The sequence below is a fragment of the Microcoleus sp. AT3-A2 genome, from assembly GCF_036705685.1.
In the GTDB taxonomy this organism is placed as follows: Bacteria; Cyanobacteriota; Cyanobacteriia; order Cyanobacteriales; family Microcoleaceae; genus Microcoleus.
The window spans coordinates 17,537-38,750 of sequence record NZ_JAUBVF010000052.1 but is presented as its reverse complement, the minus strand read 5'-3'; the positions used below and the strand labels follow the sequence as shown (position 1 = coordinate 38,750).

The following is a 21,214-nucleotide window of genomic DNA, read 5'->3' as shown; positions in this document are numbered from 1 at the left end:
GTGGCTTGAAATTATGGCATCCTCCCAACCCCTCAAAGGAATTGAATTGATCGACTGCGCCAAAGCTAACGCCCAACAAGGAATCGCCACCGCCGCGAAGCTTTGTGGCTACGGAGGCGACCTCAGCACCTTCGAGCGGGAACTAAAAAAGGCTTGCCAAGACATCGGCGTCGAAGTCAAGGAGTTAAACGACTTGATTACGAATCAGCAGATGATGAAACAAGGAATGGGCATTGAAATCGCTCCAGATACTCCCTCAGAACTCTAGCCTCAATCTCCACCGCACCAGTTTTAGAGCTAAGATTGCCCTGACAACAGTATTTTGAGTCTGCTAGCTGAGGCAGGCTAGAATGTTTTGCATGGGAGGTTCCGACTTTTGGCAGGAGTCGTGTTTTCTCCCGCGAAGAGGGTGCTTTCTGGAGGGTGCACAGATTGTTAGGAGGACTGTCGTGTCAGATCAGCAAGACCGAATTATGCGTTTGTTTATAGAGGAGGCTAAGGAGCACCTCGATACTCTAGAAAATGGTTTAGTGGATTTAAAGTCCACGATGAAAGACCCCGAAAGCGTCCAAGAGATGTTTCGAGCCGCCCATTCCGTGAAAGGAGGGGCGGCTATGCTTGGCTTAGATAGTATTAAAACAACCTCTCACCGCTTGGAAGATTGTTTTAAGGTGCTCAAGGACGGGCCCGTCAAGCAGGTTGACCAAACGGCAGAATCCCTATTTTTAAAGGGAGTTGATACGCTTAAGGACTTGCTGGGGCGACTGGAGGGGCCTTTCGGCTTGAGGAATGAGGAGGGAGAAAAACTTGTGCAGCAGGTGATGCCTGTTTTTGCTCAACTGGAAACTCACCTCAATAAATTGGCGTCGGGCAAAGTGCAGGCTGCTGGGTCTGGCGCCCCCGCCGCTGCAACAGCGGGCGCTGTGCCGGCGAATTTTGCTGTTGAAGTGATGACTTTACTCAAAGAAATGTTGCAGGTGTTCAAGCAGAAAGAATCGCCTGCTAGTCGCTCTGAGTTGACGGCTGTGTGCGTTCGCCTCTATAAGTTGGGAGGTAAAATTGAGACTTGGCAAAATTTAGTTAAAACCGCTAGAGCGGCGATCGTTAATCCCAAAAACTCTTATAAAGTCTTAGCTCCGCTGATTATCAAAGAACTCAAGGAAGCTGGCGATTTAGTACAAGTGGGGAAAGTCAAGGCGATCGTTCCGAGTAAAAATTTGCTACTTTTGGCAGCAAGCCCAAAACCAGCAGCCCCAGCAGACCCAGTAGCCCCAGCCGCAGCGTCGAAGCAAGTCGCACTTCCCGCCGAACCGAAGGCCGTAGTCAAGCTTTTGCTCAAAACTTTCAACAAAAAGCAACTCTCGGAAATCGCCAAGTTACTGGTTAACGCCATCAAATCCTCGAACTAGGAGGTGTTGCAGTAGAAGATAGAATCAAAGCAATATTTGTGAGGCGGATAATTTTCTGGTGGGTGCTGGCAGCCGCTCGTTGAGCAGTAACTCGAAAAAATTCACTCACTCGATATTTTTGCCCTCTACCTTCTACTGTTGGGCAAGCCTGCGTTAGAATTAGTGAATATGTAGGCGTGCAATATTGTACCAGAATTAAAAATCGAGCAGGCTTTATAAGGCGGTAGCTGTGAAACCAATTAGTTCATTAGAAGATGCTTTAAACCGCTGTCAGGCGATGGGAATGCGCTTGAGCCGCCAGCGTCGATTTATTCTAGAACTTTTGTGGGAGGCAAAAGAACACCTCTCGGCTCGCGAAATTTACGATCGCCTCAACAAACAATCGCATTCGATCGGGCATACTTCTGTGTATCAAAATCTAGAAGCTTTGTCGAGAGCAGGGATTATTGAGTGCATAGAACGCTCGGAGGGACGCTTGTACGGCAATGTCAGCGACTCTCACTCTCACGTCAATTGTCTTGATACGGCTCAGATTCTGGACGTTCATGTGGAACTGCCGATCGACTTGATCGAGCTAATCCAAGAGCAAACGGGTGTCAAAATTGTAGACTACCGGATAGATTTCTACGGATATCGCTCGGCAGAGTCCGCTACGCAAGCATCGACTGTCAGCGATACGCCCAAGGCTTCGTAACGGATAAAGCAGCGGCTGTGGGAAGGAAAACCGATATTTGTACTGGGCTGATCGGTCGTATAAAATGATTCAAGTATTTAGCTCGGTTTGATCGGTTTTTTTGCCGTGGCCCACCGGAATTCGGCACAGTAGAAAAAAAATGAAAATAGAAAAATGAAACTTGATCGACAAGTTTGGCGATCGGGAATAAAATTTACGACTAAACCAAAAAATCAGTTCTACCGGCTACACGTAAAAGTGTAAACCAAATCCGGCTGTAGTGTCCCCTTGATTTTTTAATCGGCTTGGAGGAGACGAAAGTTTGTGTGGTTGCGGTTGAAACCGCTGAGTCTGATAAGGGAATTTCTGATCCGGATTTAATATTAGACCTTAGTTTAATCGCTCTCACAATTCATGTGCAGAGTCAATTCTAAAATCTAAAATCTAAAATCTAAAATCTAAAATTGCTCGACTGACGGGGCTTTATACTGTTTTTTCTGCTAAACGGCCCCGGGTTCTGTCAATAATTGTGTGATAACTGGTATGATTTACGTGCTTCGAGAGCCTAAAATACTCGGAAGCAACCAGTGGGGCCAGACACAAACCTCACTATAAAACGCCGTAGAGGGAAAGATTGCCAGTACCTTGAAGGAAGTTCTCGATCTCCTTGACAGGAGTTAGAAGCCCACATCACAATCTATGATTTGATGTGGGAGTGTCACGTGAAGAGTGCGCATTACAGGACAGGCTGAAGTAATGGCGAGACGACAATCTGACCAATTCCACATACCACCGCAATACAACCCATCCCCCAAACCGACGGCACAGTTCAGTGCAGAGGCGACAGGTGATGCGAGTTCCTCAGTAACGGCGCAGCCGACCGAGGGAAAAAGAACTTTTTGGCAGTGGCAGCTTATCTGGCTGAGTCTCCTGGTGGGATTTGGAGTAACAGGTGCCGCTGCATTTCTGTGGTTGCTGACGATGCCGCCGCCGCCCAATTGCCAGCAACTGTCGCCACTGGCGGCGGATGGAGAGCGACTTTACTGCGCTCAACAAGCTGCTAAGTCGGGCAAGCTGGAACAGCTAGAATCGGCAATGGCACTGGTGCAGGCTTGGCCAAAAGAACATCCGCTATACTCGCAGGGTCAACATTTGATAGGGGAATGGTCGAAAGCCATTCTGGGATTTGCCAGAGCAAAAATTGAGAAGGGCGATTTGAAAGGCGCCCTGGAGATTGTGGCGAAAATTCCGAAAACCAGTCCGTCTTACCCCGAGGTAGAAGAGGCTGTTACTGCTTGGGAAAAAAATTGGCAGGAGGGCCAAAAACTCTACGATACAGCCCTAGCAGCTTTGAAAAGTGAGGATTTAAGGAAAGCCTGGGATTATGCTCAAGCTCTATTTAAGCTGGAAAATATTTTCTGGAGTCAGAAGCGTTACAACGAGCTGATCCAGCAGATTTCTTTGGAAAGAAACGGCTGGCAGCGCTTGCAAGAGGCTAGAGATTTGGCGAAGGACGAAACTCCGCAAAAGTTCGCTGAGGCGATCGTCCTGGCTCGTAAAATAGACTCGCAGCTTTTTGCCCGCGCTAAAGCTGAGAAGGAAATTGAGGGCTGGAGTCGGACTTTGCTGGCAATGGCTACTAAGCGGTTGGAGGCGAAAGATTTGCCGGGGGCGATCGAGGCTGCTTCTGTTGTGCCGCAGGATTCGCTACTGTTTGCGGAAGCTCAAGATTTGATGCAGTTGGGTAGGGCTCAGGCAGTGACCTGGAACCAGTCGATATCAACTCCGCTGCCACAACACATTTTTAGCTTGCTCGAAGGGCAGGGGGCTGCTAGCCAAATAGCTCCGGGTCGCCCTCTGTACAAGCAAGCTCAAGTTCAAATTGAAACTTTACAGGTGCAGTTTCAAGATTTGCTGCGGCTACAAGTGGCGAGTACGATCGCTAGTTTCGGTCAGATAGGGACGTTTGGACTCGCGATCGAGCAAGCGCAAACCATCGGACTTAAGCAACCGCGGCGGATTCACGCTCAAACTTTGGTGGCTGCTTGGCGTCGGGAAATTCAGCGGATCGAAGACGAATCTTTTCTGACTCTGGCGAAGCAGTTGGCCCAAGCGCAGACGGTTGAAGGACTCAAGGGCGGTATGGCTCAGTTAGTCCTGGTTGCTCAAAACCGCCCCCGCAGGATAGAAGCGCAAACTCTCTTGGCTCAGTGGACGAAACGCATAGAAGTTATTCAAGATCAGCCTTTTTTGGATGAAGCGATCGCCCTGGCGAAGCAAGGAAAACTTAGTGCTGCTATTGAAAAAGCTTCGCAAATTAAGAGCGGTAGGACTTTGTACGCGAAAGCTCAAGATAATGTCTATCAGTGGGTGAGCGAACTGCAAGTTGCTCAAGACCGACCGATTCTCGATCGAGCTGCGGAATTGGCGTCTCAAGGCAGTCTAGGAGCGGCGATCGATACGGCTTCCCAAATCGGTTACGGTAGGGCGCTGTATTCAGAGGCGGCAAGTGCGATCGGGCGCTGGAGTGCTGAACTCAGAGCCAACAGTGCACCGCCGCCGGAACCCGCTCGCGATTACGCGCCGGCTCCTGCAGAGGAGTACGCGCCAGCTCCTCGACAGGAGGAGTACGCGCCAGCTCCGCGACAGGAGGAGTACGCGCCAGCTCCGCGACAGGAGGAGTACGCGCCAGAGCCAGAGCCTTACTATCCGCCTGCTAGACAAGAGGCCCCGGCTCCCGAACCTTACTATCCGCCTGCGAGAGAGCCGGAACCTTACTATCCGCCTGCTAGAGAACCGGAACCAGAACCTTACAATCCGCCCGCGAGAGAGCCGGAACCTTACTATCCGCCGGCCAGACAAGAAGCCCCGGCTCCGGCTCCGGAACCTGCTGCTCCTCCGGCTCCGGCTCCGGAACCCGCGCCGCCCTCGATTCCTGAATCGGCTGGGCCTCCTGATGCTAATTTGCTCCCGGAGTAATTGGGTTTTCGCGCGATCGGTCTCTAAAATCTCAAATCTAAAATCAAGTGAGTAATTTCCAAGTGCTGACGATCGAGGGCGACCCCATTTTCCGGCTGGGGCTGCGAGTTGCTTGCGAGCAGTATCCAGACTTGCAAGTTGTTGCAGAGGTTTCAACGGCAACCGAGGCTTTGCGGGTTGTAGAAGCTCGCTCTATCGGCTCTGGAGCTGCCAAGAAGCCTGCAGATTTGGTAATTCTGGCTGTTGAGACTTTAAATTTGCGATCGGGCCAAACAGAGGCCCTGGCTTTTTGTCGCGAACTCAAAAGTTTGTACCCCAACCTGCCCCTGTTGCTGCTAGGCGGGCCGCTGACACCCGATCTGTTGGCGGAGGTACAGGCGGCGGGCGCGAATGGCTATTGTCCTAAAGGTAGAGATATTTCCCTGACAATCGAGGCTATTCGCGCGGTGGCATCTGGTCGCACTTATTGGGCGACGGATGCGGGCACTAACCCGGAAATAGAACTAAATGCAGCGGTTGTTCAAACAGTAGAAAACTCCGCAGTAATTGCAGATAAAAATGCAGATAATTCTACAGTTGATACGCCAGTACACAAAAAAATGCTGGCTTATTTTTGTCAGTCTGGACTACGGGAAATAGATGCAACTTTGGCGGTTGTCCAAGCTGATTTGCAAGAGATTAAAGCGGCAGCTCCGACAGATTTGCCCTCTATTTTAGATGGGGTTGTACTCAGCGGGCGCCGCAGAGAATTGCTGGCTGCTCGCTGGATTGTCAGTCAGTTATTATTTGAAGGAAAAGGGGAGAAGGAAGAAGGAAGAAGGAAGAAGGAAGAAGGAAGAGGGAAGAGGGGAGAAGGCAGAAGGGAGAGGGGAGAAGGCAGAGGGGAGAAAGAAGAAATTAGAGGCGAGAATTTGTTAAATAATTCTCAATCGCAATTAGCTAATTCCCAAGTTTTGGCTGAATCTTTGGTGGTTGCAACTAATTGGCAAGGTAGCTTGTTTGACTCGGCGGCAGCTAAATGGCAGTTTGATTTGGTGAATTTGACTGGCTTGCCTTTGGAAATCGATATTTTGCGATCGCCCAAAAAGCGTGAATTGATGAGTTCCATCCTGCGGAAGTTAAAGGATTTGCTGGAGGAATTGCGCTTTTCGCAAGTGCAGGAAACTCAATTGTCGCAAAAAATGCCTGCTATTTTACGGGATTTGTGGGAGGCGACAATCATAGATTTTTTTGGCAGATACTATACATTGCCAACGGGAGAAAATCTGGTTTTTGATGGCAGTCAAACAAGCTTGAAAGTTGCAGAAAGTCAAGGGGAAAGCGCTGGTTATCTCTTGGCAGGCAGCGGCGTAGAAATTGTGCCGATGCTGCTGGCAGATGCTGATGTAGTTGCAGCACAAATCCTTGACAAAATACCGATGACAGTTGATTTTTTTGCACATTTGCTATTTGAAATTCCTCTAACAGTTGACAATATTTCTTGTGTTGCTGGCAGCCCGGAAGCAATGCAGCGAGCTGAAGCTTTATTAGAAAATTTGGCAATTCAAGTTGCTAGCGGAGTGGTACAGCCTCTACTAAATAATTTGGCAAATATTGAAGAAATCAAGCAAATTTTTTACGATGGTAAGTTGATTTCGACGCGAGAAATTGAGAAATTTCGCAATGATTTGTCGTGGAGATATAGCTGGGATAGATATTTTGTGGAACCGAAAGCTATTTTTGAAAGCAGGTTTTGGCTGTTTGTTTTGGGCGATTCTGGAATTAAGAGAATTTCTATTTATGCTCCGAGAAATCTGGAGTTAGCACAGTTGTCTGGGTGGCAGTTAGCCTTGACTTTGCTGCTGGAAACCAGGGATGCGATCGCACCTAGAGTTCGCGCGGTTATTTCGCTGTTGGGTGCTGGCGTTGTTTACTTTTTGACTCAGGTTATAGGGCGGGGAATTGGTTTGATAGGGCGGGGAATTATCCAGGGTATTGGTAATTCTTTGCAAGATAGTAAGTTTGGGAAAAATGGGTGATTAGTCATTAGTCATTAGTCATTAGTCATTAGTTGGTAGTTATGAGTGAGCTAAAATATTTATAGCTGGTGGTATGATAACTAAATGGTAGACAGTTGACCAAAAGCAATTGGATCCTGGGCCCCCGGATTTATCTGTGGGATTAATCTAAAATTTAAAATGGGTTGACTTTTTATGAGTATTATGATAGCGATAGATGCCGATCGCATAAACAGTTTAGATTTGTCTCCGGTGCGGACTGTGATTGAAAAGTGGCTGACCGAAGGAGTGATCGCCCAAAAGGAACAACAGCTACAATTTGAAATTGAGTATCCCCGCGAAGAGTTAGATCCGCGAGAAATTTCGGAAATTCCCGAAGTGCGGCTGTGGTTTATTCGCTTGGATGCTTGTTACCCTTGGCTGCCATTTTTGCTGGATTGGAAAGCGGGAGAATTGGCGCGCTATGCGGCGATGTTGGTGCCGCACCAGTTCCACCGCACCCAAGGTATTCAGTACAATCCTGAAGCTTTGGAAATGTTTTTGATGAACAAAATTTTTGTGTTGACTGATTGGTTGAATCAGCAGGGAATCCCCAGTAAATCGAAGTTGATGGCCATGTCGCAGATGTTTGGTTATGATTTGGAAGATGCTTTTTTTGATGTGATCGTGCCCCACAAATAAGCGATTGCGCCTCAAATTAAAATCGTCCTAATTAGGTATAGGTAGGCTACTCTATACCTTAAGAGTTACCAACAAAGGTATAAACCCGGTTTCTTCCCTTGTGTGGCGGGCTTTCCAGTCCGCCTCCCCAGCTATATGTTCTATCCACAACAGCTTGATTAAGCTTAACAGCAACCGTACTCAGACTTTAATACAATCCTTAAACCAGCGCGCCTCAAAAAATTGTTGCTGGACTTCACAATTTTCTCAGAATTGATAGTTAGTTTAAATAGACAACGATCGCCCTATTCAATCGATCGAGGAAATTTACCATGACAACAGATTACCTCATCGTCGGCAGTGGTTTATCAGCACTGGTTTTCGGAGCTTTGATGGCAAACTCCGGCAAAACCGTACACATCCTCGAAGCTCACGAGCATCCCGGAGGCTTTGGTCACACCTTTACGATGGCCAAAAAATACACCTTTAATGCCCAATTCCACTACGTTTGGGACTGCGGCGAAGGACATACAGTCAATCGAGTTCTCAAAAAGCTCGGTCTCGATCGAGATGTCACCTTTGAACGGTACGATCCGAATGGCTACGACCACATGAGAATGCCTGGATATGCGCTCGATATTCCCTCGGAACCAGAGGAACTGATCCGCAGATTGTCGGCGCTGTTTCCCGAAGCGGGCGAGAGAATTCGCCAATTCGTCAACGAAGTCGAGAAAACCGGCAGCGGACTCAGAAAACTCGCTCCTCCCGTCAAACCAATTGAATTGCTCAAAAATTTCGGTGACGTATTCTGTGCTGTCCAACACCTCAACAGTACACTTCAGGACGTTTTCGACAAGTTCCAACTCCCGCAAGCCGCCCAAACCCTATTAGCCCTGCAATGGCCAGACTTTTTGCTGCCGCCAAATCAGCTTTCTTTCTATGCTTGGATTGCCTTGTTTAGAGGCTATCAAGAAGGTGCATTTTACCCGACGCAGCATTTTGAAGATGTCATCAATTCTTTAGTTAATGTCATTGAATCCAACGGGGGGAAAGTTCTATTAAATCATGAAGTCACGAATTTTAGGGTAACAAACAGAACAGTAACTGGTGTTGAAGCGATGGATTTGACCACCCATCAAACCCATGAATTCACGGGCGACACGGTGATTTGCAACCTTGACCCGAAAAGAGCAGCCAAGATGATTGGAGAGGAACAGTTCTCTAAAACAGTGCGACGGAAACTCAACTATGAGTATTCTGCCTCTAACTACATGGTGTACTGCGTTGTCAAAGATATCGATCTCCGAGACTATGGATTTGGCAAGTGGAATACGTTTCATTCTGAGCACTTGGATCTAAATGAAGCTTTTGCTCAAATGTATGAGCAAAATGATTTTTCTCGTCCGAGCTTTGCAATTACAACGCCAACTTTACTGACGGAAGCGCGGCGGGATTGTCCTGAAGATTGTCAAATTGTCGAATTTCTGACTGTTGCTAATTACAGCTATTTTAAACAGCTTTGGGAGACCGATCGCAAAGCTTACAGACAGAAAAAACAAGAGATTCTGGACTCGATTTTAGATGTTGTGGAAAAACACTATGTTCCGAATTTCCGCAAACACATGGTCTTTCATATTACCGGAAGTCCGACGACTAATGAGCGCTTCTGTTGGTGTCCTAACGGTAATTCCTACGGTTCCAGCCTGACGCCACGCAACATGGGAGTCGATCGACTAAATCATGAAACATCCCTCAACAATTTCTATTTCTGCAACGCCTCCTCGGGCTATCCAGGCTTTGCACCGACATTTTGGACGGGGGCGCTGCTTTATCAACGTTTATCCGGCGATGCGATTTTAGGCTAAGGAAAATTGGCAATTGGTTATTTTCCTGTTTCTCTCGTTCCTTGGCTTTGCCAAGGAATGAATTTCACTCTTGCTCTGCCTCCTCTTAAAAATCTTTCGTTTCTGATCTCGTTCTCTCGTTCCTTAGCTCTGCCAAGGAATGAATTTCTGGAGGCTCTGCCTCCTCTTAAAAATGACCAGGCATAGCAAGAGTGAAATCCGTTCCCAGATAGAACCCGGGAACTAAAATTTCTTCCTTCTTCCTTCTTGCTTCTTCCTTCTTCCTGACATCCGTTACATCCGTTACATCCGTTACATCCGTTATATCCGTTACAGAATCCGTTGCCGAACTTCGTTCTATCAATCTAGGAGTGAACTATGAGAATTGCAATTGTTGGGGGCGGAGCGAGCGGTATGGCAGCAGCCTACTGGCTCGATAAACAGGGGCATCACGTCACGGTGTTGGAAAAGCAGCCGATTTTAGGCGGACACATTCGGACGCTTAACAAAAATGTTGCGCCAAATCAATCTGAGTGCAATGAAATATTAGAAAATGGGGTGCTGGAATTTCCCACTGTGTTTTACAATTTCGTGGCTTTTATGCAGGAGCTAGGGGTTGAATTAGAACCAGTGCAGATTGGTTCCGCGCTGTTTCTTAAAGATGGCGATCACTTTTTGTCTAAGGTCTCTATCCGGAAAAATTTTACCGGAATCCAACGCCTGATCGAGTATTTGCGGCTCGATAGTATCTACGCTCGTTCGGCTGCATTTATTTTAAAAATGCGGTTTGCTAAACAGCACGATTTCTACGATATGCCACTTTCTCAGAGTTTGAAAAGCTCGTGCGTCCGCAATTATTGGCTGAAGTTGCTGACGATGTACAGCTACTCGATACCGTTTGAATCGGTCGACAATTTTCCGGCCCAATTGGCGCTGCCTGTGCTGCGCGACTATGCCTCGGTCAACTGGGTGAGGATTAAAGGCGGGGTGTATTCTTACATTGAAAAGATTCTGGAGCGGTTTAAGGGCGATATACGGCTGAATGTGGAGATTGCCCAGACTTTCAGAAGTGCTGATGCTGTAAAAATTGTGCTTTCTAATGGGGAGAGTCAGGAATTTGATAAGGTGGTTTTTGCGATGCCACCAGACCAAGTGATGAGGCTATTGTCTGATCCGACGGAGGCGGAAACGAAGCGGTTTTCGGCGTGGAAAGCTAATTATGCAACCACGGTACTGCATTCGGATACATCAATGTACGATCGCTACGGTATCCGTAAGTTATCAGAATTTGATTTTTTCGAGACGGACAACGGATGGGGATATAATGCGAGCTTAAATCAGCTTTGCGGTATCTCCTCGCCACGAGAGTACAGTTTAGCATTTCAATTGGAGGAGTCGATCGCCAAAAAAGAGATTATTCACATTCAGAAACATCACACGCCGCTGTACACTGTCGAGTCTTTTCGATATCGAGATGAAGTTATAGAGACTAATGGCGAGAACAACACTTATCATGCGGGAGCTTATTTGGGGAATGGTTTGCACGAAGGAGCTATTACCTCTGCTTTGCGAGTCGCGAAATTAATTGGGTGAGCTCAATTGTGATGCTACAAACTCTTGCAAATATCAGTAAATTTCTTGCCGGTGCAACACTCTCACAAAAGTAATGATGTCGGCATCAAAAGTTAAACCAATGCGAGAGTCGTCGACTCGGATGCGAAATTAATTTTTGGCCTTGCCTAAGCTGCGACACCACGTGCTGCAGTTAAGTAGACATCATTGCTCAAAGATGGGGGGATTGTTGATCCGGCTAACTGAGTACCCTCAAAGTTGGTTCCCGTGAAACTTGCGCCGCTCAAGTCGGCTTCGCTCAAGTCTGCATAGCACAGCCTAGCCCAATCGAGGTTTGCTTGCACCAAAGAAACCCCCACCAGATTTGCCCTGGTTAAATCTGCTCCCATCAACTGGACGCCCCGCAACTGAGCCCCGCTGAGATTGGCGGCTAACAAGTTCGAGCCTTCCAAATTTACCCCGTTCAGTTTGGCTTCGCTCAGGTTGATGCCATTGAGATCCGTCCTGCTCAGGTCGATGCCATTGATATAAGCTTTGCTGAGATAGATGCCTGTTAGTTGAGCGCCAAAAAGCTTTGCACCGCTGAGTTTTGCCCCTCCGCAGTTGGCCCAATTGAGGTTTGCTCCCGTGAGGTTCGCGCCCCGCAGGTTGATGAATTGCAGGTCGGCTGTACACAAATTGGCGTTCCAGAGGATGGCGCTCCGCAGGTTGCTACCGATGAGTTGGGCGCCACTCAACTTTGCTCTGGGTAGTTTTGCTTTGACGAGGAAAGCTCCGCTGAGATTGGCTTTTGTAAGCTCTGCGTCCGCTAGTCTGGCTTGGCCCATTTTGGCAAAACTCAAATTTGCTCGGTAAAGGTTTGCGCCGTTGAGTTCTGCTTTGGTCAGATGCGCCCGACTCAGGTTAGCTCCCGACAGGTTAGCCCTCGAAAGGTTTACGCCAACCAACATAGCTCCGCTGAGGTTTGCTCCGCTGAGGTTTGCGTCAGCAAAGTCTCTGTTTCCATTTTCGTACTCTTTGAGCAGCTCGGTTACTTCCATACGGGTCACATTCCTAATAGCGGAAATTTATCTAGAAATAAACACTCTTTATAGATATTTTATATCTAACCGAGCGGATGCGATCGCACTTTCAAGAAAGCTGACAATTAACTTTATATTTATACATATACTTTGTGCTTTTTCCAGAGTCCCGACAGTTTTGAGATCATAGTCTGAAACCCTTGATTTATCGTGGGTCTCTAGTGTGCTTCGGCAAGCGTTGCGATCGTACTGAGATTCGTGAAACCGTTATTCTCAGTAAGTAAGCCATCAAACACTGTCCGAAGTGTTAATCAATAGTTAAAATCAATATTCTTGTTGTCCACTGTGGCTCACAGCTTTTTTAAACCGAGACTGCAAATTTGTTGTTGTTTTTCCGTCAGGTGTCGCGAAGGCTGGCATGGTCATAGCTCCATATTTGATCTACTGTCATTTTTCATTAAAATTAAATGTCGAACAACAGCTTAATCAGCGAGAATTTTTCTCGGTTGTCTCGCAGCAGTGAGACGATCGTGCTTTTCAAGATTTCCTTTAGTCGATCGGGCTGAAAAGTAATTTCAGACATTGTACTTCTGAGGGATTTATCGATCGACCTAACGGTAGAGGCTATTCGCTCAAAACCTAGCGGATAATATACAGCAGATTGTACAAAACCAACAGCGAGTAATTTCTGTATACGATCGCCCTCTCTACTGGCAGTTAGGCAGATGTGTCAATCTATGTTATGCTGAGTCAAAATTGAGGAAAGATCATGTCAAAAGAAAGAAGAAGCAACAAAGAAGTCAAAAAGCCAAAGAAACAACCTGATGGTGTTGCTAAGCCGAAGGATGACAAAAAAAATTATGGTAGCACGGACGGCCGCAAGTAGAGATAGCTGGCACTCTCGGAACTGTAATTAATTTTGTTTAAGTTTTATTAGTATCAATTTTTAACAAATTTAAATATCCTTTTTTGGGATAATCCGAAAACAGGTTTATTATATTTAGGGAATATGCAGTGCTAAACCCAAAGTATAATGAAATCTGTTTTTAGTAAGGAATATGAAACCTTCCGTTGCTGTATGATTGCGGCTCGTAAAGAAGCGCAACTAACTCAAGAGTCTGTTGCTAAATCTCTTAAAAAGCCCCAGTCCTTCGTAGCCAAATATGAAAACGGTGAACGACGGTTAGATGTAATTGAGTTTCTGTTAGTTGCTCATGTAATTGGTGTAGATCCTTGCGATATTATTAGGAAAATTTCACAAAAAATATCTGAAGCATCTTGTGAGAGCGAGATATGAATACGCAAGATGTAATCAGACTTGCATCCCAATATCTATATCGCTTATCGGGTAACACTTTCGACGTTTTAGATGTATCTAAACCTGTTACCGTAGACGCAGCGGTGAACCTGTCTAAAGTTATCTCAAAGCTTTCGCCTTTAGTCGGAAATTTAATCGAATTTAACACCGTTGAATGCTTGAATCAACAAAATGAGTTCGCTGAATTTGGAAAGTGGTATAGGCAAGATCTGGGCTTTCCAGATACTATTTTCCTCGGCATAGTTCAACCAACGCCAGGATTAGAAATTAAAGCGTGGTTCCCACTAGCAACAGAGATAACAGCACGTTTCAAAGATAGTCAAAATCACTTTAGCTTCAATCAGACCTATGTTGCTATTCTGGCATGGCTATCCGATAAAATCATTTACGGCAAGCCTCGCATTCTTGATGTGTGCGTTGTCTCTAGTTTATCGGTAGCTGTAGCGAGAGATACCCACTATCACAATCCGCCGGATTATCTTGTTTTAGAGCCGGAAGATACAACTCAAAGAACAACAAATTTGCAACAAACAAACACCAGTGGATATAAATTCCAAGGCTCTGCTGAGGAGTTTTTAGAAGCTGAGAAAATAGTTGATTCATGGGGTACTCAAGGAAAAGTCTACAAACCAACTAGAGAGTATCAGCGGCTTCTGCCGGAGCTAAGGATACGCTATGAGTATAGACTAGATACAAATTTTGCAAAGATGGACAGAATTGTACATCCAGGTATTGAGGAATTTAAGCGACGTGTCTACAATATTGAAGTTTCCGGTATGACCGTTGGTCGGTGGAATAAGCTTTTATCAAGTCGCCTAGAAGGGAGCATCAAGAAATCCCTACAAGATTATCTACAGATTAGAGAAGAGAGTATTGATGAAATTATTGATTAAATCTCTGTACACCCTAGTAGAAATATTCGGGGTCTATCTCGAAAGAAAAGGCTTTGCGTTTTAGTTTACGTGCTGACAAAGCTGCACTAAAAAGTCCACCAAAAGGTTCCCATATAACATCGTTTTCATCGCTCGATGCCTCAACAATAAGGTTCATCAGATCCAGAGGTTTTTGGTTGAGATGTAATGCTTTTCCAGAGATAGTTTTAACTCTCTCATCGCCCCGTAAAGCTTGACGATCCCAAACGTTTGTAAAACCGTGAGGGCATCTAAACTTCGATCGCATCTTGCTCTATTCTTGTCCCGTTAGAGGCTGATTGCCATCGAGCGAAAAGTATGGTTTTCCTTGAGGACTACCATACTCATTTGCATAGTTCACTAGCCTTTCAAACATCTCGGTCGGAGGGAAATACCACAAATGCCCTTGATCGAAGTATTTCCTGGTTGCTGCATCCACCACCCCGCAAGCATTATTGGCCCGTCGTAACGGCAACCCTGAGCATTTCCACTCTCGCAATAACCACGCCTTTAAGGTAAGTTCATTAACTGTTACTTCTCTAACGTATTGAACGCAGACTTCTGTAACGACGGGGAACCTGCGAATTTTCTGTGTGTTAACATTCCCTGCGATATGACCTTTGCCCTTGTTCCAAATATTGGAATTGACATAGCGCCAACCATATTTTTCTAGAAGTGGATGCACAATAGCCCAACCAATCTCTGAATTCCAAAACCAGAGTGTTGTGCATGGCAGGGCTGCTTTTGACCATGCCTCGATATGAGGTTTATACCAATTAGGTAAATCAATGTGATCTGAGGTATCTCCTTCAAACCCAAGAATACCGTAAGCTCCATCTGAAACAATGACAGTAGGTCGCTCCCAATTGTCGTAGTGATGGAGACTATCGCCGAGATATAAAGTAACGTATTCGTCACTCCATGCAGAAAAATTAAAATTGGTATTGAGATTAGCTACTTTGCCACGACCAAAAGTGCTGCTCGCTTTGCGTTTTAAACTGCTGGGAGAATTCGCTTCAGGGTTACATCGACTCATTTGTTGATTTACGTGGTTCTAAAAATTTAGTAACTAATACCTTATCCTATTTTGGGATATCTGGTTGGTAAGACCCGTACAGTGTCGAACCCTGAGAGGCGACAGCCTCAGTGTTTCAATCCCTAATAGGGATTTATTGTGATTGTGGCAAAAAAGAGGTAAGAGCTCGCTCAACCTAACAAATCCTCAAAGGTAACTTTGGTCGCTCTACCCAGCCTACAAAAATTTTATATTTAAGTGGAAATACTTAACTTTACTAAATATGTACGTAAAGGCACAAAATGATGACTAACTATCTATCGCACAGAAAATTGTGATATGATACACGAAATTTCGCTCGGTGTAAATTCTACAGTCAATAAACTGACTCGATATCAATTTTTTTTATGATTCATAAAAGTAAATTACCAGTATAACTGGAGGCCGTTGAAATGTATGGTTTAGTTAATCGTGCGATTCAAGACATGGTATGCGAGCGTTTTGATGAAGCTACTTGGGAAAAAATTAAGCAGAAAGCGCAAGTCCTAGACAAGCAATTTCTCATTTTAGAAGCTTATCCTGATGATTTGACTCATCGTCTAGTTAAATCTGCCAGTGAAGTGCTTGGCTTGTCGGGTGCAGAAATTATGCAGGCATTTGGCGAATACTGGGTGAAATTTACTGCTACAGCAGGTTATCAAGAAATACTAGATATGGCTGGAGATACATTACCCGAATTTCTAGAAAATCTAGATGATTTACATATTCGGATTGGGGTGCAATTCCCTAAGTTGCGACCACCATCTTTTGAATGTACAGAAGTTGCGCGAAATGTTATCGAGCTGCATTATCGCTCTACACGGGAAGGTTTCGCACCAATGGTAGTCGGGTTAGTTAAAGGTTTGGGCGATCGCTTCGAGACAGCAGTTGAGATCGCACACACTCAATCCCGTGAAGCAGGATTCGAGCATGACATATTTCGGATTGAGTACAGATCGGAAGAGATTGTAAATGATTCATGACTAAGCCGCTATATACACTGAATCCCCAGATGTTTTGCGATATATTTCCATTTCATATAGGATTTAATCAAAATCTGGAGATTGTCCAAGTTGGCGAGGTATTGCAACGGACTCATCAGATACCGTTATTAGGTGAACAGATAGATCGACATTTTCAAATTCATCAGCCAGCGATCGCATTTAACTTTTTGACGATTCAGCAAAAACTCAAATCCTTATTTATTCTGGAATCCCGACATAACTCTCTACGATTAAAGGGGCAAATGGTCGCTCTGAAAGAGGAGCGGGTGATCCTTTTTATCTGCTCTGTGTGGACTCCCGACTCAAGCCTACTCTCGAAATTAGCGGTTAAGTTGAAAGACTTTGCAATCCACGATTTGACTCCCGATTTTTTGTTTTTGCAACAAACTAGCCAAACAGCAATTCGGGAAGTTCAAAGCCTTACAGAAGAATTAACTAAGCAGAAAAACCAGCTTCAAGCATCACTAGAGGTTCAGAAAGAACTGACTTCTTTATCCCAAAGTCAAGCACAACATTTAAAGCAGGCATTGAGTGAACTCCAACAAACGCAATCACAGCTAATTCAAGCAGAGAAAATGTCTAGTTTAGGCCAGTTAGTTGCAGGAATTGCCCATGAAATTAATAATCCGGTCAACTTTATTCATGGTAACTTAAAATATCTGCAAGAGGATGTCCAAAACCTAATAAATTTATTACACCTTTATCAGAAATACTATCCGCAGCCACTATCGGAAATTGAAGAAGAAGCCGCCATAATAGATCTCATTTTTTTAGAACAGGATCTTCCTAAAATTCTTAATTCTATCAAAATTGGCAGTGAACGCATTCGCAAAATAGTTAATTCTCTCAGAAATTTCTCCCGCCACGATGAAGCGGAAATCAAACCTGTAGATATTCATTTTGGAATTGAGAGCACTTTGTTGATTTTGCAGCATCGACTGAAATCTAATGGTGAAGATCTAGAGATTCAAGTGATTAAACAATATGGTGAATTGCCTTTAGTCCAGTGCTACGCATCGGCAATTAATCAGGTATTTATGAATATTATCAGTAATGGCATAGATGCTTTGCGAGATGCACAAAAAAATTGTGCTGACTGGAACAAAGAACCCACCATTATTATTCGGACTTTAGTTAATGATTCTCAGAATTTGGTAGTGAGCATGGCTGACAATGGTATGGGTATGGAACAGTCGGTAATCAACAAGATATTTGAGCCATTTTTTACGACGAAGCCAGTGGGAAGTGGTACGGGTTTGGGATTGTCAATTAGTTATTCGATTGTGGTGGAAAAGCACGGGGGTAAGTTAAGCTGTATTTCTGCACCGGGAGAAGGAGCAGAATTTGCGATCGAGATTCCGCTCTAAATTCAAACCTGTAAGTTGAAACTCAAGCGGGCTGAAGCGGCTGAGTTTCTTAAGAAATTGCTTCCTATCCTAAGTTTTGATGAGCCGATCCCTTGACGCTTTTTTGGGCAAACAATGCAAAAAATATAGTTTGATCCGATCGCCCAAATGTATCACAGCGATATCTCAGTCACCGCAATATTACCCTCAAAACACACGTCAACATCAGTCCCTGCCGCCCGATCGCGCGATCCATACTCTCCCGCATAATAAAAGTATTCTCCCTCCACCCGGTAAACCACAGGCAGCGGCTGCGTCGAAGGCTGGCAAAACACTATTTCCGGTTCCGCACTTCCCGGCGCTAAATGCGGCAAATTCACATTCCAGAAACACCCAGACTTTGGTTCCCGGTTGAGCAAATCCCCCAACACCCGCGATGTCCAGCGAGTAGCGACATCCCAGTCTATTTCGAGCGGCCTTTTAATCCGGTGGGAAATTGCGATTCCCGGAATACCGTGCATGGCTGCTTCCCGCACAGCCGCAACCGTACCCGAAATGTACACGTCAACCCCCAAATTACCGCCCGCGTTAATACCAGAAAGCACCAAATCCGGCTTCGCACAAACGTGATGAAGAGCGATGCGGACACAATCGGCAGGTGTTCCCCCTACAGCATATTCCACGGACGATCGCCGATCGACATGAATTGGACTGTGAGCCGTCACTTGATGCCCGCAGCCGGACAATTGCCCCTGCGGAGCCACCATAATTGTTTTGCCTTCTACAGCCTGCAAAAGTGCTTGAATTCCCGGAGCATCGATGCCGTCGTCGTTGGTTAAAATTATCGTCATTATGTGTCGGTTTTATAGAACCGATTTGAGAGCGCAGATGCTGGCAACCTTCTGGTAGCTTTAGCTCAAATTGGTTGTTGGTTAGTGGCGATCGTCAGTATGAGCATTGCCACACATTTATATCATGGCATTAATTGAACAGTTGCCCCAAAAATGTGGCGCGCCACATTTTAGCCCAGTCGCACCTTGATATGACAGCTAAAGCGACTTGTTACGCGCCCCTGTGCAGCATTCATGACATCAGTATCGATGCAAACATTTAATCACATAATTTTTTCCTCGGCTCTCCCCGATGCTTGGTCTTAAAAGTAGCAGATGATATTAAGTATCTAAAAGCTGAACGTTGAAACCCTCGATCGTGCTAAATTATTAGCTTGCGTTATCACAATAAGTACGAGAGAGCCGATAATAAGTTAATGTCGATTCCAATTGGGCTTTGACGCAGGGGATGGGATAATAGATATGAAATCTTTATCAAAGATAGTATCTAAGTTACAGTCCTCATTTCCCATTCATAAATCAAATACTTATCTACACTGTTACCATTATTACATTTTAACTCAGGAGAGCCACATGAGCGAACCCACTAAAAGCAATACCAAAGCAGGGTGTCCGCCAGTTCCCCAGTCGATTATGACCGCCAGTCGGGAAGAACTGGACAACCAGCTAGAGATTTTTGAAGGCCACTTACCAGACGACGTACAGGGTCACATCTTTTTCATTGGGCCAGTGGGCACCGTTGAATCAGGCGGTCTCCCCTTTAAAGACGGAGACTCATTCTTGAATGGCGACGGCATGGTTTACCGACTTGATTTCGATCAAAAAGGTAAAGTAACTTTGAAGACAAAGATTACCAAGCCACTAGATTACCATTTTGACGAAGCAACTAAAGGCACTAAGTTGGGATTTCGCAATCATGGGATCTTAAGGTTTTCCTTACTTCTGGGCGCTCGCAACGAGTTAAATACAGCTTTTCTGCCCGTAAAATTCTCTCAAGACGAACCTGAGCGCCTGCTAGTAACTTATGACGCGGGTCGTCCTTATGAAATTGATACAGATACCCTTGAGGTGATTACTCCAGTTGGGTCAAATAAAGAGTGGCGTCCTGAAATTAATCTGCCCTATCTATTTCCACCCATTTTTAGTACCGCACATCCTGCCTTTGATACCTACACCCACGAAATGTTTGCAGTCAATTACGGCAGGTCATTAGAAAATTTTATTGACACCGTTCCTTCCCTTGAGGAAGTAGATAAACTTTTTCCAGAAGTCCGTCAATTTTGGGAACAATTTAAAGGTTTAGAAGATTTCGTCTATCTGATTCGTTGGGATGGCGTAAATCCTTTAGAGCGGTGGACACTTGTCAACCCCGATGGTTCACCCGTCAGCATTAAGCAAACCATCCATCAGATGGGAGTAACCAAAGATTATGTGGTGTTGATGGATACATCCTTTAGTACTGGACTCGCGCAGATACTCAACAATCCTTTTCCAGACCACAAGGAGCGAGAAAGAATTCTCAGACACTTGTTAGAAAGTGCGCCTTCACCCGACTCTATCCTTTATATTGTCAGTCGCAGTGAATTGACAAAGGGACAACACCCTGCGATGAATGAACCGGAAGTTAAAGTTGTCGTGCGAAAAGTGGTGATTCCTCTCGAAGCTTCTCACTTTCTGGTTAACTATGACAATCCTGACGACAAAATTACGCTCCACATCTCTCATATTTGTGCTTGGGATGTTGCTGAATGGCTCCGCACCTATGACCTTTCCCCCTATCCGCCCCACGATGCCGTGTCTTCTCCCTGGCCTGGGATGGAACTCAATATGATGGATATCAGCCGCCTGGGACGCTACGTAATTGATGGCAAAAGCCAGGAGGAAACACCCATTGAGTCAAAAGTTATTTCAGATCAAAAATACACCTGGGGCCCATCATTATACACCTATCTTGACAGACTACCTTCCGGCATGACTCCCGGACATCTGGATAATATTTACTGGAGTTCTTTTGGACTTTGGAAGGATTTGATGACGCAGTTTATGTGCTACTTATACCGGAACTATAAGTACCAGCAAGTGCCACACTCACAAGTTTTGAGCCTCGCTGAAAAGGGTATACCACCTTGTTTGTTCCGACTACAAACTTGCTCAATGGATATCGCCGATCAATACCAGTTTCCTCCGGGCTACATGGTGAGTTCGCCACAGTTTATGCCGCGCCGTGGAAACCAAGGGAGTTCAACAGATGGTTATATTGTATGTACCGTTTTCGCTCCAGAAAGAAATGAAATTTGGATTTTCAATGCTGAGGCTTTATCGCAAGGAGCAATCTGCAAACTTTACGATTCATCCGATTCACCCGTTAAGTTTGCCTTCACATTGCACACAGCTTGGTTACAAGAGATAGGTTCTCACTCAACTACATACAAAATCTCGTTGAAAGAAGATTATGAGGACTTAGCAAAGAACTTCCAATACCCTCCGGAGTTCGAGCAAGAGATTCAGGAGTTGTTTGCTAAAGAGTTGTACCCGCGTTTTGCAAGGGAGTAAAAATTTGCTCGCAGCTAGATT

18 protein-coding genes are annotated in these 21,214 nt (G+C 45.4%); 13 read left to right on the top strand and 5 right to left on the bottom strand.

Annotated features, from left to right (window positions below):
• Window positions 1–13 precede the first annotated feature (13 nt).
• The 7 genes from QUB37_RS22850 (at window position 14) to QUB37_RS22820 (ending at window position 9,583) form a co-directional block, all read left to right on the top strand.
• Window positions 14–268, top strand: a complete 255-nt coding sequence (locus tag QUB37_RS22850) for a hypothetical protein (RefSeq protein WP_333166462.1) — start codon at window positions 14–16, stop codon at window positions 266–268.
• Window positions 269–350: 82 nt separating this feature from the next.
• Window positions 351–1,409: an Hpt domain-containing protein gene (locus QUB37_RS22845; RefSeq protein WP_333166460.1), complete on the top strand. Its 1,059-nt coding sequence runs from the start codon at window positions 351–353 to the stop codon at window positions 1,407–1,409.
• 229 nt (window positions 1,410–1,638) lie between these two features.
• Window positions 1,639–2,103, top strand: coding sequence for a Fur family transcriptional regulator (locus QUB37_RS22840; RefSeq protein ID WP_333166458.1), 465 nt, complete (start codon window positions 1,639–1,641; stop codon window positions 2,101–2,103).
• A gap of 735 nt (window positions 2,104–2,838) precedes the next feature.
• Complete coding sequence (locus tag QUB37_RS22835; protein WP_333166456.1) at window positions 2,839–5,061, top strand: hypothetical protein; 2,223 nt, start codon at window positions 2,839–2,841, stop codon at window positions 5,059–5,061.
• Between the two features lie 47 nt (window positions 5,062–5,108).
• On the top strand, window positions 5,109–7,079 hold the full coding sequence (locus QUB37_RS22830; RefSeq protein ID WP_333166453.1) for a DUF3685 domain-containing protein: 1,971 nt from the start codon (window positions 5,109–5,111) through the stop codon (window positions 7,077–7,079).
• A 174-nt stretch (window positions 7,080–7,253) separates the two neighbouring features.
• On the top strand, window positions 7,254–7,739 hold the full coding sequence (locus QUB37_RS22825; protein WP_333166451.1) for a CRR6 family NdhI maturation factor: 486 nt from the start codon (window positions 7,254–7,256) through the stop codon (window positions 7,737–7,739).
• Window positions 7,740–8,050: 311 nt separating this feature from the next.
• Entirely contained in the window at window positions 8,051–9,583 is a 1,533-nt protein-coding gene (locus QUB37_RS22820) for an NAD(P)/FAD-dependent oxidoreductase (RefSeq protein WP_333166449.1), read from the top strand.
• Between the two features lie 166 nt (window positions 9,584–9,749).
• Here QUB37_RS22820 and QUB37_RS22815 read toward each other — a convergent pair whose 3' ends face one another.
• Entirely contained in the window at window positions 9,750–9,926 is a 177-nt protein-coding gene (locus QUB37_RS22815) for a hypothetical protein (protein ID WP_333166446.1), read from the bottom strand.
• A 14-nt stretch (window positions 9,927–9,940) separates the two neighbouring features.
• On the opposite strand from QUB37_RS22815, the gene QUB37_RS22810 reads away from it, so the two are divergent.
• A complete protein-coding gene (locus QUB37_RS22810; protein ID WP_333166442.1) occupies window positions 9,941–11,155 on the top strand; it encodes an FAD-dependent oxidoreductase in 1,215 nt (404 codons plus the stop codon).
• Window positions 11,156–11,301: 146 nt separating this feature from the next.
• On the opposite strand, the gene QUB37_RS22805 is transcribed toward QUB37_RS22810, so the two are convergent.
• Complete coding sequence (locus tag QUB37_RS22805; RefSeq protein WP_333166440.1) at window positions 11,302–12,174, bottom strand: pentapeptide repeat-containing protein; 873 nt, start codon at window positions 12,172–12,174, stop codon at window positions 11,302–11,304.
• Window positions 12,175–13,189: 1,015 nt separating this feature from the next.
• Between QUB37_RS22805 and QUB37_RS22800 the strand changes: the two genes are divergently transcribed.
• Together QUB37_RS22800 and QUB37_RS22795 are read left to right on the top strand one after the other, a co-directional pair.
• Window positions 13,190–13,453, top strand: coding sequence for a helix-turn-helix transcriptional regulator (locus QUB37_RS22800; protein WP_333166438.1), 264 nt, complete (start codon window positions 13,190–13,192; stop codon window positions 13,451–13,453).
• Window positions 13,450–14,367, top strand: coding sequence for a hypothetical protein (locus QUB37_RS22795; protein WP_333166435.1), 918 nt, complete (start codon window positions 13,450–13,452; stop codon window positions 14,365–14,367). Before QUB37_RS22800 ends, QUB37_RS22795 begins: the two co-directional genes overlap by 4 nt.
• Before the next feature lie 13 nt (window positions 14,368–14,380).
• Here QUB37_RS22795 and QUB37_RS22790 read toward each other — a convergent pair whose 3' ends face one another.
• Both QUB37_RS22790 and QUB37_RS22785 read right to left on the bottom strand, forming a co-directional pair.
• On the bottom strand, window positions 14,381–14,653 hold the full coding sequence (locus tag QUB37_RS22790) for a DNA methyltransferase (RefSeq protein WP_333166433.1): 273 nt from the start codon (window positions 14,651–14,653) through the stop codon (window positions 14,381–14,383).
• A gap of 6 nt (window positions 14,654–14,659) precedes the next feature.
• Complete coding sequence (locus tag QUB37_RS22785) at window positions 14,660–15,421, bottom strand: site-specific DNA-methyltransferase (RefSeq protein ID WP_333166431.1); 762 nt, start codon at window positions 15,419–15,421, stop codon at window positions 14,660–14,662.
• A gap of 431 nt (window positions 15,422–15,852) precedes the next feature.
• On the opposite strand from QUB37_RS22785, the gene QUB37_RS22780 reads away from it, so the two are divergent.
• Complete coding sequence (locus QUB37_RS22780; protein WP_333166429.1) at window positions 15,853–16,422, top strand: heme NO-binding domain-containing protein; 570 nt, start codon at window positions 15,853–15,855, stop codon at window positions 16,420–16,422.
• Window positions 16,419–17,810, top strand: a complete 1,392-nt coding sequence (locus tag QUB37_RS22775; protein ID WP_333166427.1) for an ATP-binding protein — start codon at window positions 16,419–16,421, stop codon at window positions 17,808–17,810. The genes QUB37_RS22780 and QUB37_RS22775 overlap by 4 nt, the downstream gene beginning before the upstream one ends.
• Window positions 17,811–17,962: 152 nt before the next feature.
• Here QUB37_RS22775 and surE read toward each other — a convergent pair whose 3' ends face one another.
• Complete coding sequence (gene surE / locus QUB37_RS22770) at window positions 17,963–18,640, bottom strand: 5'/3'-nucleotidase SurE (protein ID WP_333166425.1); 678 nt, start codon at window positions 18,638–18,640, stop codon at window positions 17,963–17,965.
• 573 nt (window positions 18,641–19,213) lie between these two features.
• On the opposite strand from surE, the gene QUB37_RS22765 reads away from it, so the two are divergent.
• The gene (locus QUB37_RS22765; RefSeq protein ID WP_333166423.1) at window positions 19,214–21,193 is read left to right on the top strand and encodes a carotenoid oxygenase family protein; all 1,980 of its coding nucleotides are present in this window, start codon (window positions 19,214–19,216) and stop codon (window positions 21,191–21,193) included.
• Window positions 21,194–21,214 lie beyond the last annotated feature (21 nt).